The organism is Agromyces sp. MMS24-JH15, assembly GCF_043518605.1.
Taxonomy (GTDB): domain Bacteria; phylum Actinomycetota; class Actinomycetes; order Actinomycetales; family Microbacteriaceae; genus Agromyces.
The window spans coordinates 2,366,549-2,381,654 of sequence record NZ_CP171358.1; the positions used below are offsets into that span (position 1 = coordinate 2,366,549).

General features: G+C 73.3%; 14 protein-coding genes. 9 read left to right on the forward strand and 5 right to left on the reverse strand.

Annotated features, from left to right (window positions below; genetic code table 11):
• Positions 1 to 40 precede the first annotated feature (40 nt).
• Positions 41 to 523, forward strand: a complete 483-nt coding sequence (locus ACDF64_RS10710) for a PTS sugar transporter subunit IIA (RefSeq protein WP_394551125.1) — start codon at positions 41 to 43, stop codon at positions 521 to 523.
• On the forward strand, positions 520 to 804 hold the full coding sequence (locus ACDF64_RS10715; RefSeq protein ID WP_394551127.1) for a PTS sugar transporter subunit IIB: 285 nt from the start codon (positions 520 to 522) through the stop codon (positions 802 to 804). The genes ACDF64_RS10710 and ACDF64_RS10715 overlap by 4 nt, the downstream gene beginning before the upstream one ends.
• A 6-nt stretch (positions 805 to 810) precedes the next feature.
• Here ACDF64_RS10715 and ACDF64_RS10720 read toward each other — a convergent pair whose 3' ends face one another.
• Complete coding sequence (locus ACDF64_RS10720; protein ID WP_394551128.1) at positions 811 to 2,514, reverse strand: phospho-sugar mutase; 1,704 nt, start codon at positions 2,512 to 2,514, stop codon at positions 811 to 813.
• 40 nt (positions 2,515 to 2,554) lie between these two features.
• Positions 2,555 to 3,382, reverse strand: coding sequence for a purine-nucleoside phosphorylase (locus ACDF64_RS10725; protein WP_394551130.1), 828 nt, complete (start codon positions 3,380 to 3,382; stop codon positions 2,555 to 2,557).
• An 80-nt stretch (positions 3,383 to 3,462) separates the two neighbouring features.
• Here ACDF64_RS10725 and ACDF64_RS10730 point away from each other — a divergent pair, with 80 nt between their 5' ends.
• The 3 genes from ACDF64_RS10730 to ACDF64_RS10740 are packed head-to-tail and all read left to right on the forward strand — an operon-like array spanning position 3,463 to position 7,694.
• The gene (locus ACDF64_RS10730) at positions 3,463 to 4,893 is read left to right on the forward strand and encodes an NAD(P)H-quinone dehydrogenase (protein WP_394551132.1); all 1,431 of its coding nucleotides are present in this window, start codon (positions 3,463 to 3,465) and stop codon (positions 4,891 to 4,893) included.
• A gap of 37 nt (positions 4,894 to 4,930) precedes the next feature.
• Positions 4,931 to 6,460, forward strand: coding sequence for an APC family permease (locus tag ACDF64_RS10735; RefSeq protein WP_394551134.1), 1,530 nt, complete (start codon positions 4,931 to 4,933; stop codon positions 6,458 to 6,460).
• A gap of 58 nt (positions 6,461 to 6,518) precedes the next feature.
• Positions 6,519 to 7,694 (forward strand): LLM class flavin-dependent oxidoreductase, encoded by a 1,176-nt coding sequence (locus ACDF64_RS10740; protein ID WP_394551136.1) that lies wholly within the window; start codon positions 6,519 to 6,521, stop codon positions 7,692 to 7,694.
• Positions 7,695 to 7,722: 28 nt separating this feature from the next.
• On the opposite strand, the gene ACDF64_RS10745 is transcribed toward ACDF64_RS10740, so the two are convergent.
• Positions 7,723 to 9,504 (reverse strand): acetyl/propionyl/methylcrotonyl-CoA carboxylase subunit alpha, encoded by a 1,782-nt coding sequence (locus ACDF64_RS10745; protein ID WP_394551138.1) that lies wholly within the window; start codon positions 9,502 to 9,504, stop codon positions 7,723 to 7,725.
• Positions 9,505 to 9,609: 105 nt separating this feature from the next.
• On the reverse strand, positions 9,610 to 10,251 hold the full coding sequence (locus tag ACDF64_RS10750; protein WP_394551140.1) for a Maf family protein: 642 nt from the start codon (positions 10,249 to 10,251) through the stop codon (positions 9,610 to 9,612).
• Positions 10,252 to 10,303: 52 nt separating this feature from the next.
• Between ACDF64_RS10750 and ACDF64_RS10755 the strand changes: the two genes are divergently transcribed.
• Genes ACDF64_RS10755 through ACDF64_RS10770 form a run of 4 tightly spaced genes read left to right on the forward strand, consistent with a single transcriptional unit; the run spans position 10,304 to position 14,605 of the window.
• Positions 10,304 to 11,641 carry a class I SAM-dependent RNA methyltransferase gene (locus ACDF64_RS10755; RefSeq protein WP_394551142.1) on the forward strand — a complete coding sequence of 446 codons (1,338 nt, stop codon included), beginning with the start codon at positions 10,304 to 10,306 and terminating at the stop codon, positions 11,639 to 11,641.
• Positions 11,642 to 11,659: 18 nt separating this feature from the next.
• Positions 11,660 to 12,349 (forward strand): response regulator, encoded by a 690-nt coding sequence (locus ACDF64_RS10760; protein WP_394551144.1) that lies wholly within the window; start codon positions 11,660 to 11,662, stop codon positions 12,347 to 12,349.
• Between the two features lie 40 nt (positions 12,350 to 12,389).
• Entirely contained in the window at positions 12,390 to 13,568 is a 1,179-nt protein-coding gene (locus tag ACDF64_RS10765) for a sensor histidine kinase (protein WP_394551146.1), read from the forward strand.
• Entirely contained in the window at positions 13,565 to 14,605 is a 1,041-nt protein-coding gene (locus tag ACDF64_RS10770) for a hypothetical protein (RefSeq protein ID WP_394551149.1), read from the forward strand. Before ACDF64_RS10765 ends, ACDF64_RS10770 begins: the two co-directional genes overlap by 4 nt.
• 255 nt (positions 14,606 to 14,860) lie before the next feature.
• Here ACDF64_RS10770 and ACDF64_RS10775 read toward each other — a convergent pair whose 3' ends face one another.
• Positions 14,861 to 15,100, reverse strand: a complete 240-nt coding sequence (locus tag ACDF64_RS10775) for an acyl-CoA carboxylase epsilon subunit (RefSeq protein ID WP_394551151.1) — start codon at positions 15,098 to 15,100, stop codon at positions 14,861 to 14,863.
• Positions 15,101 to 15,106 lie beyond the last annotated feature (6 nt).

Below are 15,106 nucleotides of genomic sequence, written 5' to 3' on the forward strand. Positions count from 1 at the left end.
CCCCGACCCCAGCACCACCGCCCCGAACGGAACCCAACGGATGTCCCTGCCCCCGCTGCCCGATTCCGCAGTCGTCCTCTCGACCGAGGCGGCCGACTGGCGCGCAGCGGTCCGCACGGCCGGTCGCGCGCTCGTCCGCGCCGGCGCCGCCCTGCCCGAGTACGCCGACCGCATGATCCAGGTCGTCGACGAGTACGGCGCGTACATCGTGATCGCTCCGGGGCTCGCGCTCGCGCACGCGCGCCCGGGGCCCGACGTCACCGCGACCGGGATGTCGGTCGTGACCCTCGCCACGCCCGTCGCGTTCGGCCACCCGCACAACGACCCGGTCCGCGTGGTGATCGGCCTCGCCGTCACGAACGCCGAGGACCACATCGCGGGGATCGCGTCGCTCGCGAACGCGTTCAATGACGCCGACCTGGTCGACCGGCTCGCCGCGGCTGCCACGGCGACCGAGGTCCGGGACCTCCTCGGCGTCACGGGCGGGCGCGCCCCGACCGGGGCGGACGGAGCCGGGCGATGAGGATCGTCGCGGTGTGCGGGGTCGGGATCGGCACGTCCGCGATCCTGAAGCTGAACGCGGAGCGTGCACTCCAGCGCCTGGGCCTGGACGCGGACGTCTCGGCGTCCGGGCTCGAGGACGTCGCCGTCGCCGCCGAGGACGCGCAGATCGTGCTCACGAGCTCCGAGCTCGTCGACGCGGTGCGTGCGGCGCTCGGGCGCAGCGGCACCGAGGTCGTCGTCGTGTCGAACTACTTCGACGTCGACGAGATCTCGCGACAGCTCGACAGCGCGCTCGGGTAGCGTTCCCTAGTCGTCGACGAGTTCGCGCATGCCGGCGTCGAGGGCGGCGACGGCCGAGGTCGCGGCATCGCGGCGCTCGGCGACCGAGCCCTGCTCCGAGACGGAGTCGATGTAGATCTTCAGCTTCGGCTCGGTTCCGCTCGGCCGGACCATGACCCGGCTGCCGTCGGCGAGCAGGATCCGCAGGACGTCCGACGGCGGCAGGTCGCCGAATCCGTCGATGAGGTCCTCGATGCGCTCGACCCGGATCCCGCCGATCTCGCTCGGCGGCTCGGCCCGCAGTTTCGCCATGATGGCGCCGATGCGGGAGAGGTCCTCGACGCGGACCGAGATCTGGCCGGAGGCGTGGCATCCGAAGCGCTCGACGAAGTCGTCGAGGTGGTCCGCGATCGTGCGCCCCTGCGCCTTCAGCCGCGTGGCGATCGAGAGGAACGCCATGGCGGCCGAGATGCCGTCCTTGTCGCGGACGTCGTCGGGGTTGAACAGGTACCCGAGTGCCTCCTCGAATCCGAAGACGAGCCCCGGTGCGCGGGAGATCCACTTGAACCCGGTCAGCGTGGCGTGGAACTCGAGCCCGTAGGCCTCGGCGATCGCCGCGAGCCCGGGTGACGAGACGATCGAGCACGCGAGCGAGCCGTCCGGGCCGCCCTCGCCGGCCCGGGCTGCGGCCCGCTCCGCGGCCTCCCACCCGAGCAGCAGGCCGACCTCATTGCCGAGGAGGCGCCGGTACCCGCCGGATCCGTCGGGGATGCCGATCGCGAGCCGGTCGGCGTCGGGGTCGTTCGCGATGATGAGTTCGGCGCCCGCCTCGATCGCGCGCGCGAAGCTCAGGTCGAGGGCTCCGGGTTCCTCGGGGTTGGGGAACGACACCGTCGGGAAGCGGGCGTCCGGCGCGATCTGCGCCTCGACGAGCACGGGTTCGCGGTAGCCGGCGGTCGTGAGCACCCGGGACATCGTCTCCCACCCGACGCCGTGCATCGCCGTGTACACGGTCAGCGGCTCGGCGTCCGCCGAGGACGGCGGGACGGCGACCGCCGCCGCGCGGGCGACGTACTCCTCGACCACGGACTCCGGCGCGGTCTCGTAGGAGCCGCGCGGCAGGTCGGGCACGCGGACGGATTCGGCGATCCGGAGGATGTGCGCGGCGATCCCCGCGTCGGCGGGCGGCACGATCTGCGAGCCGTGGTCGTCGCTGCCGAGGTAGACCTTGTAGCCGTTGTCATGGGGCGGGTTGTGCGAGGCCGTCACCATCACGCCCGCGCTCGTGCCGAGGTGCCGCACGGCGAAGGCCACGAGCGGGGTCGGGAGCAGCCGGGGCAGCAGCACGGCCCGAACGCCCGCGCCCGCGATGATCTCCGCCGAGTCGTGCGCGAACACCTCGGAGTTCTTGCGGCCGTCGTAGCCGATGACGACCGACGGCTGTTCCCCCGGGGCGGCGTGCTCGAGCAGGTACGCCGCGAGGCCCGCGGCGGCCTGGGAGACCAGCACGCGGTTCATCCGGTTCGGCCCGGCGGCGATCACGCCGCGCAGGCCGGCGGTGCCGAACTCGAGCCGGTGGTCGAAGCGATCCGCGAGGTCCGCGGAGGCCGCGTCGTCGCCGCCTCGGGCCGCGTCGACGATCGCGGCGAGCTCGGCGCGGGTCTCCTGGTCGGGGTCCTGGTCGATCCAGGCCTCGGCGAGCGCGATGCGCTCGGCGTCGGTGCGGGACATCCTGCCTCCTCGAAGGGTGTGGGCGGTCGACGGCGGCGCGCTAGAGCGCGTGGACGATGTCGGCGAGCAGCCGGGAGATCCTGGCCTCGGCCGCGCGGCCCGCCTCGATGACCTCCTCGTGGCTGAGGGGCGTCTGCTGGATGCCCGCGGCGAGGTTCGTGATGAGCGACATCCCCAGGATCTCCATGCCGGACTGCCTCGCCGCGATCGCCTCGAGCGCCGTCGACATGCCGCAGATGTGGCCGCCGATCGCCTTCGCCATCTGGACCTCGGCGGGCGTCTCGTAGTGCGGGCCGCGGAACTGGACGTACACGCCGTCGTCCAGGCCGGGATCGATCGACCGTGCGACGCCGCGCAGCCGGCTCGAGTACAGGTCGGTCAGGTCGACGAACGTCGCGCCCTCGAGCGGCGAATCGGCCGTGAGGTTGATGTGGTCGCTGATCAGGACCGGCGTGCCGGGGCTCCAGTGCTCCTTGATGCCGCCGGCGCCGTTGGTGAGGATCATGACGGATGCCCCGGTCGCGGCCGCCGTGCGCACCGAGTGCACGACCCGGCGCACGCCGTGGCCCTCGTAGTAGTGCGTGCGCGCGCCGATCACGAGCGCGCGCCGGCCGTCGGGCAGCAGGATGGAGCGCAGCGTGCCGACATGGCCCTCGAGCGCGGGCTTGGAGAAGCCCGGCACCTCGTACGCCGGGATGCTGTGCGTCGTCTCCCCGAGGAGGTCGGCGGCGCTGCCCCACCCCGAGCCGAGCGTGAGCGCGATGTCGTGGCGCTCCGCACCGGTGAGTTCGGCGATGCGTTCGGCGGCGTGGCGGGCGATCTCGAATGGATCGGCGGAGGGGTCGTCGAGCAGGTTCTCGTACTCCATGTGGTCAGCCTAGTGACGTCGGGAAGGTCCCGTCAGGTGGCAGTTTGGCCGCCCCCGCGGCCTGGGCGAGAATGAACGCCATGGCCTACGAGTTCGACCGCACGCAACGCATCGCCGTCCTCGGAGGCGGACCCGGAGGGTACGAGGCCGCACTCGCGGCCGCCCGGCTGGGCGCCGAGGTCACGCTCGTCGAGCGCGTCGGGGTCGGCGGAGCGGCCGTCCTCACCGACGTCGTGCCCTCGAAGTCGCTCATCGCGACCGCGGAGGCATCCAACGCCGTGAAGGAGGCCGCCGACCTCGGCGTCCAGTTCTACGCCAAGGGTGCGAACGACAAGCCCGTGAAGCCGAAGGTGGCGATCAACCTCGCCGCGGTGAACAAGCGGCTGCTCGGACTCGCCGCGCAGCAGTCGGAGGACATGCGCACCAACCTCCTCGACGCGGGCGTGCACCTCGTCCACGGCGAGGGCCGGCTCGACGGGCCGAACGCGATCATCGTCGCGACCGCCAAGGGCGGCACCGACTTCGACCGGATCGAGGCCGACACGCTCGTCATCTCGGTCGGCGCGACGCCGCGGATCCTCCCGTCCGCCGTGCCCGACGGCGAGCGGATCCTCACCTGGACCCAGCTCTACGACCTGCAGGAGGTGCCCGAGCACCTCATCGTGGTCGGTTCGGGCGTCACCGGCGCCGAGTTCGCGAGCGCCTACCGTGCGCTGGGGGCGAAGGTGACGCTCATCTCGAGCCGCGACCAGGTGCTGCCCGGCGAGGACCAGGACGCGGGCGCGGTGATCGAGTCGGTCTTCACGCGCAACGGCATGAAGGTGCTGAACCGCTCGCGCGCCGACTCCGTCGTGCGCGACGGCGACGGTGTCCTCGTGACGCTCTCCGACGGTCGGGCGGTGCGCGGCTCGCACTGCCTCATGGCGGTCGGCTCGGTGCCGAACACGCGCGAACTCGGCCTCGAGGAGGCCGGCGTCCAACTGACCGACTCGGGGCACATCCGCGTGAACCGGGTCGCGCGCACCTCGATGCCGAACATCTACGCCGCGGGCGACTGCACGACCTTCCTCCCGCTCGCCTCGGTCGCCTCGATGCAGGGCCGGACGGCGGTGTTCCACGCGATGGGCGACATCGTGAACCCGCCGGAGGACCGCAACATCACGTCGAACATCTTCACGCAGCCCGAGATCGCGACCGTCGGCCGGACGCAGCGCGACATCGAGGACGGCGTCGTGCCCGGCATCGTCTACAAGCTGCCGCTCGTGTCGAACCCGCGCGCGAAGATGATGGGGATCCGGGACGGGTTCGTGAAGCTGATCACGACGCGCAGCTCGCAGACCGTCATCGGCGGCGTCATCGTCGCGCCGAAGGCGTCCGAGCTCATCTTCCCGCTCGCGCTCGCGATCGAGCACCGGCTCACGGTCGACCAGTTCGCCGAGGCGTTCCCGGTGTACCCGTCGCTGTCCGGCTCGCTGACGGATGCCGCGCGCGCCATGCACGTCGTACGCTGAGTCCCGGGGACCGCGGGGGAGCGGTCGAGGGGGATCCATGAACCTGCGCGTGAAGTCCGTCGAAGCGTCCATCGCCGATTCGCACGACGAGGAACGCAGCCTCAAACGCTCGCTCGGCACGTGGGACCTCGCGATCATGGGCATCGCGGTCGCGGTCGGCGCCGGCATCTTCTCGGTGGGGGCTCAGGCGGCGGCGAACTTCGCCGGCCCGAGCGTGATCCTCAGCTTCGTCCTCGCCGCCCTCACGTGCGGGCTCGCGATCATGTGCTACGCGGAGTTCGCGTCGACCGTGCCGGTCGCGGGCAGCGCGTACACCTTCACCTACGCGACGATGGGCGAGCTGCTCGCGTGGATCATCGGGTGGGACCTGATCCTCGAGATGTTCACGGGCGCCGCGGTGCTCGCGAAGTACTGGGGCGTGTACCTCGGCGAGGCGCTGCTCGCGTTCGGGCTGCCGTTCCCGTCGACGCTCGAGATCGGCGGGCTGACGATTTCGTGGCCCGCGTTCCTCGTCGTCGCCGTCTTCACCGTGCTCCTGGTCCTCGGCACGCACCTCACGGCGCGCGTCGGCGCGGTGTTCACGATCATCAAGGTCGCCATCGTCGTGTTCGTGATCGTCGTGGGCTTCTTCTTCGTCGAGGCCGCGAACTTCACGCCGTTCATCCCCGAGCCCGTGCCGACCGAGGGCGGGGCGGCGGATGCCTGGACGCAGTCGTTGTTCGCCTGGCTCACGGGTGCCGCGCCGGCGCAGTACGGCGTGTACGGCATGCTCGCCGCGGCATCCCTCGTGTTCTTCGCCTTCATCGGGTTCGACGTCGTCGCCACGAGCGCCGAGGAGGTGCGCGAGCCGCAGAAGCGCCTGCCCCGCGGCATCTTCCTCGGGCTCGGCATCGTGACGCTGCTCTACGTGCTCGTGTCGATCGTGCTGACCGGGATGGTGCCGTACACGGAACTCGCCCAGGAGGAGACGCCGTCGCTCGCGACCGCGTTCCGGCTCGTCGGGCAGGACTGGGCGTCGGCGGTGATCTCGGTCGGCGCGCTCGCCGGCCTCACGACGGTGATCATGGTGCTGCTGCTCGGCCTCTCGCGGATCGTGTTCGCGCTGAGCCGCGACGGGCTGCTGCCGCGCTGGCTGTCGCACACGACCGCGCACGCGAAGACCCCGGCGCGGATCACGATCATCGCCGGCACGGTCGTCGCGCTCGTCGCCGCGTTCACCGACGTCGGGCTGCTCGAGGAGATGATCAACATCGGCACGCTGTCGGCCTTCGTGCTGGTGAGCCTCGGCGTCATCGTGCTGCGGCGCACGCGGCCCGACCTGCCGCGGGGGTTCCGGGTGCCGTGGTCGCCCGTGCTGCCGATCCTGGCGGCGGTGCTGTGCTTCTGGCTTATGCTGAACCTGACGACGCTCACCTGGGTGCGGTTCCTCGTGTGGCTCGTGATCGGCCTCGTCGTGTACCTGGCCTACGGGCGCCGGCACTCGCGGTGGGCCGCGAGCGTCAGCGAGGTCGAGCTGCCGACGCCGCAGGGCGCCGAGGCGCCGGGAACGCGCTCGGGCGAGGACTGAGTCCGTCACGCGCGGCAACATCCGCGTCGGCCGCGCGGCCCGGTCGTAGGCTCCTGCGATGACCCTCATCGAGTCGGCCGGTCCCTCGTCCCCCGCCCGGAGCGCCGGCGCCGCGGGCGCCGATGACGCCTCCGGCGGCATCATCCTCGACTGGTTCATCCCGCTCACGGGCGACTCGCGGACCGACCTGAGCCAGGGCTCGGCGATGACCTACGCCGGGCAGTCGGGATCGCGCGCGCGGCGCGCACCGGACATCGGCTACCTCTCGCAGATCGCGCGGGCGGTCGAGCACCTCGGCTACCACGCGGTGCTCATCCCGACGGGCGGGCGGAGCGAGGAGAGCTGGACGGTGACCTCCGCGCTCACCCAGCACACGCGCGACCTCGACTACCTCGTGGCGTTCCGGCCCGGCATGGTGTCGCCGACCCTGCAGGCCGAGGTGGCCTCGACCTTCCAGCGGGTGAGCGGCAACCGACTGCGCGTCAACGTGGTCGTCGGCGGGGACGACGCCGAGCAGCGCAAGTACGGCGACCGCATCGACAAGGACGCGCGCTACCGGCGCGCAGCCGAGTACCTCTCGATCGTGCGCCGGTTGTGGACCGGTGAGCAGGTCGACCACCACGGCGAATTCTACGACATCGAGGGGGCGCGGATCCCGCGGCTCGACACCGTCCCGGAGATCTACCTCGGCGGGTCCTCCGACGCGGCGGTCGAGGTCGCGGCCGAGCACGCGGACGTCTACCTCACGTGGGGCGAGCCGCCGGCCCAGGCCGGCGCCAAGGTCGCACTCGTGCGCGAGCGCGCCGCGGCAGCGGGACGGACCCTCCGCTACGGCGTGCGCCTGCACGTGATCGCGCGGCCGACGAGCGAGGAGGCCTGGCGGATCGCCGACGAACTGGTCGCGGGCCTCGACCCGGACGTGGTCGCCGCCGCCCGGGCGTCGTTCCTCGCGTCCGGCTCGGTCGGGCAGCGCCGTCAGGCGGAACTCGTCACCGGCGGCCTCCGCCGCGACGACCTCGAGATCGTGCCCGGCCTGTGGGCCGGGATCGGCCTGGTGCGCGGCGGAGCCGGCACGGCCCTCGTCGGCAGCTTCGAGGAGGTCGCGGCGCTGATCCGCGACTACCGCGCGCACGGCTTCACCGAGTTCGTGCTGTCGGGGTACCCGCACCTCGAGGAGGCGTACTGGTTCGCCGAGGGCGTGGCGCCGCTGCTCGAGCTCGCACCCCGCGGCTGAGCCGCGGGCCGGAGCGCGCGCGCCGCGATCAGGCGGCGGCCGGCTCCGCGTCGGTGATCGACAGGAGCAGGTGACCGCTGGAGACCGTGGCGCCGGCCTCGGCGTTCACGGTGCCGACGATGCCGTCCTTGTGGGCGACGATCGGCTGCTCCATCTTCATCGCCTCGAGCACCAGGACCAGGTCGCCCTTGACGACGTGGTCGCCCGGAGCCACGGCGATCTTCACGACCGTCGCCTGCATGGGTGCGGTCACCGCGTCGCCGGTCGCCGTGTCGACGGCGTGGGCGCCGGTCCGGCGGCGGGGCGCGGGGCCGAGCGTGAGTCCGCGCGGTTCGCCGGACAGCTGCTTCGGGAGGCTCACCTCGACGCGGCGGCCCTGGACCTCGACGACGACGCTCGTGCGGGCCTGCGGCCCCTTCGACTCCTCGAGCTCGCCGGTCCACGGCTCGAGCGTGTTCACGTACTCGGTCTCGATCCAGCGCGTGTAGACGGAGAACGGCTCGTCGCCCGCGGGTGCGAACGCCGGCTGGTTCACGACGTCGCGGTGGAACGGCAGCACGGTCGGCAGGCCGGCGACCTCGAACTCGGCGAGCGCGCGGCGCGCCCGCTCGAGCGCGTCGGTGCGGGACGACCCGGTGACGATGAGCTTCGCGAGGAGCGAGTCGAACGCGCCCGAGATCTCGTCGCCGGTGGTGACGCCCGAGTCGATGCGAACGCCGGGGCCGCCGGGGAAGCGCAGCACGTGCACCGGTCCCGGGGCGGGGAGGAAGTTCCGGCCCGGGTCCTCGCCGTTGATGCGGAACTCGATCGAGTGGCCGACGGCGACCGGGTCCGGGTAGTCGAGCACGCCGCCCTCGGCGAGGCGGAACTGCTCGCGCACGAGGTCGATGCCGGTGACCTCCTCGGAGACCGGGTGCTCGACCTGCAGTCGCGTGTTCACCTCGAGGAACGAGACCGTGCCGTCCTGGCCGATGAGGAACTCGCACGTGCCGGCGCCGACGTAGCCGACCTCCTTGAGGATCGCCTTCGACGAGGAGTACAGCTTCTCGATCTGCTCCTCCGTGAGGAACGGCGCGGGCGCCTCCTCGACGAGCTTCTGGTGGCGGCGCTGCAGCGAGCAGTCGCGCGTCGAGACGACGACGACGTTGCCGTGCTGGTCGGCGAGGCACTGCGTCTCGACGTGGCGGGGCTTGTCGAGGTACTTCTCGACGAAGCACTCGCCGCGGCCGAACGCCGCGACGGCCTCACGGGTGGCCGAGTCGAAGAGCTCGGGCACCTCCTCGCGGGTGCGGGCGACCTTGAGGCCGCGGCCGCCGCCGCCGAAGGCGGCCTTGATGGCCACGGGCAGGCCGTGCTGGTCGACGAACTCGAGCACCTCCGAGGCATCCGCGACGGGGTTCAGGGTGCCGGGTGCGAGCGGCGCGCCCACCTTCTCGGCGACGTGGCGCGCCGAGACCTTGTCGCCGAGCCGCTCGATGGCCTCGGGCGACGGGCCGATCCAGGTGATGCCGGCCGCGATCACGGCGCGCGCGAAGTCGGGGTTCTCGGCGAGGAAGCCGTAGCCGGGGTGCACGGCGTCGGCGCCCGAGCGGCGGGCGACCGAGAGGATCTTGTCGATCACGAGGTAGGTCTCGGCGCTGGTCGAGCCCTCGAGCGCGTAGGCCTCGTCGGCGAGCTTCACGTGGCGCGCGTCGCGGTCCTGGTCGGCGTAGACGGCCACGGAGCGGATGCCGGAGTCGCGGGCGGCCCGGATGACCCGGACGGCGATCTCGCCGCGGTTGGCGATGAGGACTTTGGTGATGCGCGCCATGGTTCAAGGCTATTGAGCGGCGACCGACACGCTTTGGGTGGTCCGCACAAAAAGACCACGAGAACTCGTGTCAACGCCCACAACAGCGGTGCGGTGCGGCGCGGGTCAGGCGGCGCGGTTCCACAGCGCGGTCCACTCGCCGCCGAGCTCGCGCACGAGCTCGCGGAGCGTCGAGAGCGACAGCCCGACCACGGTCGACGGGTCGCCCTCGATCCGGCGGATGAACGGGCCGCCGAGGCTGTCGACCGTGAACGCGCCCGCGACCGCGAGCGGCTCGCCCGTCGCGACGTACGCGTCGACCTCGGCCGCGTCGAGCTCGGCGAACGACACGGATGCCACGGCCGGGCGCCCGACCGCGGCGCGGGGCGTGCCGCCACGGTGGTCGATCAGCCAGTGCCCGCTCCAGAGCTCGCCCGTGCGGCCGTTCTGCGCGGTCCACCGCTCGCGCGCGACCTCGGGGCGGTGCGGCTTGCCGTGGATCGCCCCGCCGATCGCGAATGCGGAGTCGCCGCCGAGCACCAGCCCGTCGATCGGCTCGCCGCCGGGCGTCGCGCCGAGGATCGCCTCCGCCTTGGCCTGCGCGAGGAGCTGGACCAGCTCGGGGGCCGCCAGCGGGCCGTGCTCGGCCTCGTGCGCGGCCACGAGCGCGTCCTCGTCGACTCCGGGCGAGATCGTCACGGGTTCGATGCCCGCCTGACGGAGCAGCTGCAGGCGGGCGGGCGACGTCGAGGCGAGGTACAGGCGCATGGCGACCATCCTGCACCGGCGGACGCCCAGCGCGGTGTGGAATCCTCGAACCATGGCCTCCCACGACCGCCGCACCCGCCGCCGCCCGTCCGCCGCCGGAGGACGTCGCCCGTCGACGCCGGCGCGCCGGGACGTCCCGACCGACGGCCCCGTGCTCGAACTCGACGTCGAGCGGATCGCCCACGGCGGCGTCGCCGTCGCGCACCACGAGGGCCGGGTCGTGTTCGTCGCCGACGCGATCCCGGGCGAACGGGTCCGGGCGCGCGTGGTCGACGCGAGCCGCGACCGCTTCTGGCGGGGCGACGCGCTCGAGGTGATCGAGGCGTCGCCGGACCGGCGCGAGCACGTCTGGCCCGAGGCATCCATCGATCGCGCGCCCGAGTCGCGGCCGGGCGGTGCCGAATTCGGGCACATCCGGATGCCCCGCCAGCGCGACCTCAAGGGCGAGGTCCTCGCGGACGCGCTCGCGCGCATGGCGCACGAGGAGCGGGCCGTCGTCGTGGAGGCCGTCGACCCGGCGCTCGCGCCCGACGTCGACCCGGAGCAGGGCACCGGCTGGCGCACCCGCGTGCGGCTGCACGTCGACGACACCGGCCGTGCCGGGCCCTACGCGGCACGGAGCCACCGGGTCGTGCCGGTCGCCTCGCTGCCGCTCGCCGCGCCCGGCATCGTCGCGCTGGACCCGCTCGATCGGCGCTGGAACGGCGTCGACCACGTCGACCTCGTGGTGCCGAGCGTCGGGCCGGCCGCGGCCGTCGAGCGCCGCGCGGGCGCGCGCGACGCCGAGTCGCCCGAGATCGTCGAGGTCGTCGGCGCCCGCGAGTTCCGACTCGCGCGAGACGGCTTCTGGCAGGTGCACCGCGGTGCGGCCGCGACGCTCACGCGCGCGATCCAGGAGCTCGTCGATCCCGAACGGTTCGACCCGGGCGCCGCGAACCTCGACCTCTACGGCGGCGTCGGGCTGCTCGCGGCCGCCCTCGGCGACCGGTTCGGATCGGACGTGCGCATCACCTCGGTCGAGGCCGACGAGCGCGCGACCGGGTACGCCCGCGCCAACCTCGGCGACTGGGGGAGGGCACGCGCCGTGACGGCCAGGGTCGACCGCTTCCTCGCCGCGGGCGAGACGTCCGAGCGCTGGACGGAGTCCGGTCGCGGCGCGACCGTCATCCTCGACCCGCCGCGCTCCGGCGCGGGCCGCGACGTGGTCGGCCACCTCGCCTCGCTCGCGCCCGCGCAGATCCTGTACGTCGCGTGCGATCCCGTCGCGCTCGCGCGCGACCTCGGCACCTTCCGCGAGCTCGGCTACGGGCTCGAGGACCTGCGGGCCTACGACCTCTTCCCGGACACGCACCATGTCGAAGCCGTCGCACGGCTTGGCGCTAGGGTGTGATCGTCGGAAGGGGGCGCGATGGCCGGTGCCGGATCGGGAACGCAGGGCGGCACGACGGTCGCCATCGTGGACGACCACGAGGCGGTGCGGCTCGGGCTTCGTGCCGCGTGCGGTGAGGCGGGGTACGAGGTCCTCGCCGACGGACCGGCCGTGCGCGCCGTCATCGACGCGCTCGACGGCCGGCCGTGCGACGTCGTGGTCCTCGACCTCTCGCTCGGCGACGGCCGCACGGTGACCCAGAACGTGCGCGAGCTGCTCGACACGGGCAGCGCCGTGCTCGTGCACAGCATCGCCGACCGCGTCGCCGCGGTGCGCGAATCGCTCGCCGCAGGCGCTGCCGGCGTCATCGCGAAGTCGGCGCCGATGTCCGACGTGATCGGCGCGATCGCGACGGTCGCCGCGGGCGACTCGCTCAACAACGTCGAGTGGGCCAGCGCGATCGAGGCCGACCGGAACTTCGCGCGGGCCCAGCTCGGACGACGCGAGCGGGACGTGCTGCACCTGTACGCCTCGGGCCTGCCGCTCAAGGTCGTCGCGATGCAGCTCGGCATCGCGCACTCGACCGCACGCGAGTACCTCGACCGGATCCGCGCGAAGTACATCGAGGTCGGCCGCCCGGCCCCCACCAAGGTCGACCTGCTCCGCCGTGCCGTGGAGGACGGCATCCTCCCCGGCCTCGACGCCGAGACCGGGGATGGCGTCCGCTGACACGCGGCGGCTCGCCCGCCCGGCGGGGCGTCGGCGGGCGGTGAGCCGCGCCCAGGTCGAGGCCATCGCGTCGCGCAGCCTCGGCGTCCTCGCCGTGGTGTTCGGCCTGCAGGTCCTGCCCATCGCGACCGCCCAGTCGGCGGCGATGGGCGACGGCGCGGGCGCGGCGCTCATGGCCGTGATCTACGGCGCCGCGGTCGGGCTCGCGGTCGCGGCGGCCGCGAAGGTCGCCGTCCGCACGATCTCCGGGATGTTCGCGGCGGTCTACCTCGCCGCGCTCGTGGCCTGGCCGTTCCTCGTCGCGGATCCGGCGGCGCTCGACGGCGGCGCGCCCTGGCTCTACGGGCTCTGCACCGTCGCGACCGCGGCCGCGGCGATCGCCTTCCCGGCCGCCTGGGCGGCGGGCTACACGATCCTCGCCCCGACGGTCTACCTCGGGATCCGCACGATGCCGGCCGGGGGCGATGCCACGGTGCTGCAGGCGACGCTCGAATCGCTGTACGCGTTGATCCTCGGCGCGGTGGTCCTGGTCATCGTCACCATGCTCCGCCACGCGGCCCGCCAGCTCGACGACGCCCAGGAGACCGCGCTCCAGCGCTACGACCACGCCGCGCGCCGCGCCGCGAACGAGGCCGAGCGCGTCCGCACCGATGCGCTCGTGCACGACAGCGTGCTCACGACGCTCCTGTCCGCAGCCGCGGCGACCACGCCCGACCAGCAGGCGCTCGCGGCGCGCATGGCGCGCGACGCGCTCGACCGGCTCCGCGACGTCGTGCAGACCGCGGCGGAGTCCGACCGCCAGGTGCCGTTGGCGGTCCTCGTGCGACGGCTCCGCGAGGCGATCGCGACCTTCGCGTCGCCCTTCGAGGTCGAGGCGTTCGACGAGGTCGACGTCGAGCTCGGCGTCGAGGCGATCGACGCGCTCTACTCCGCCGCGGTCCAGGCGATGGTGAACAGCCTCCAGCACGCCGCCGACGGGGACCGGGCCATCCGCCGGTCGCTCCGGGTGCGGGGCGTGCGCGGTGACGCGTGCGTGATCGAGGTCGAGGACGACGGGATCGGGTTCGATCCGGCCGCGGTGCCGAGCGAGCGGCTCGGGCTCCGCGTGTCGATCGAGGACCGCATGCGCGGCTCCGGCGGATCGGCGCTCATCGAATCGCGACCCGGCGGCGGCACGCGCGTGGTGCTCGCGTGGCCGAGCGGGACGGTGCCCGGATGATCGCGATTTCGCGCTGGCTGCTGATCGGCCTCGGCGCCGTGTTCTCGACCTTCCACGTCGTGCTCGGGGTCGTCTCGCTCGACGTGCCGGCGAGCCCATGGCCCGCGGTCCTCGCGCTCTGCCTGTACGTCGTCGCGACGGCGCTCAGCCTGTGGCCGACGAGGCGGGTCCGGCTCGCCGACTGGATCGCGGCGTTCGACCTCGCGGTCAGCGTCGCCATGCCGCTCCTCGTCACCTCGCAGCTCGATCCGCGTGCGGACAACGCGTACGCGACGTGGTACGTCGCCGCGGTCGGCACGCTGCTCACGATCACGGCGGCCCGGAGGCAGCCGATCGCGGCGTGGATCGGCGTGGCGGCCCTCGTGGTGCAGACGATCGCCTGGGCCGGGTTCACCGCGCTCGGGGCGCTCGGCGTGGTGGGCAGCGTGACGTGGGTCGCCGTCGCGCACGTGCTGACCGTCGCGCTCGCCGCATCCGGTCGGGAGACCAGGCGGTTCGCGCAGGCCGAGCGCGAGGCCGCGGCCTGGCAGGCCGCACAGGACGCGCACCTCTTCGAGGGTCGCATGCGCCTGGCCCACACGCGCCGGAGCGCGTCGCCGATGCTCCGGCGCATCGTCGACCAGGACGGCGTGCTGACGGAGGCGCAGCGGAACGAGTGCCGCACGCTCGAGGCGTCGCTGCGCGACGAGATCCGGGGACGGATGCTCCTCACCGACGTGGTCCGTCACGAGGTGCAGCGGGCGCGGGCGCGGGGGATCACCGTCACGCTGCTCGACGAGGGTGGCATCGACGAGCTGGACGAGGCGAGCCGGGAGCGCGTGCTCGCGAGGATGGCCGAGGCGATCGCGGGATCCTCGGCGCATCGGATCATCGCGCGCACGGCCGCCGAGGGGTCGCCCGTCGCGGTGACGGTCGTGGGCCTCGGCGACACGGCGGGACTCGCGGATCCGGATGACGCCGAGGTCGAGTTCTGGCTCGAGATCCCGCGGTTCACCGACCTGGCCGCGCCCGGAAGCGATCGGGCCGCGGCCGGCTGACGCGGGCCCCATCTAGCGCGTCCGTGCGCTGCAATGTGGCCCGGAAACGAGAGGGGCGGGGGTCGGACCAGCCGACCCCCGCCGGAAGAGCCACGATGACAACCCGAATATCACCCTGACCCGCCACGCGCCGTCGGCTACCCGACCGACGACCGTGGGGCTCCTTCGGAGCGTATCCATGCTCCCCCGTTCGGGGGGATCGTGGTAGTCGGTACTTCGGGGGACGCGCGGTCGCGGGTTCGGTCGCGTCGGGGCTCAGCGGAAGTTGCCCGACCAGCGGCCCGGCCCGGTGTCGAACGGCGTCCGATGCGGACGGGCCGCGCGCACCCATCCGTCGGTGCCGGCCGGTACGGGCGGGTGCGACCGCTGGTCCCGGATCGCCGCCGCGACCACCGCGGTCGCCGCCGCGGCTTCGTCGTCGGTGACGCCGGGCGTGAGGATGCGGAGGTCCGGCTGGGCGCCCTCCGCCGGGTCGACGTGCTGTTCGCGTTCCATGCGGCC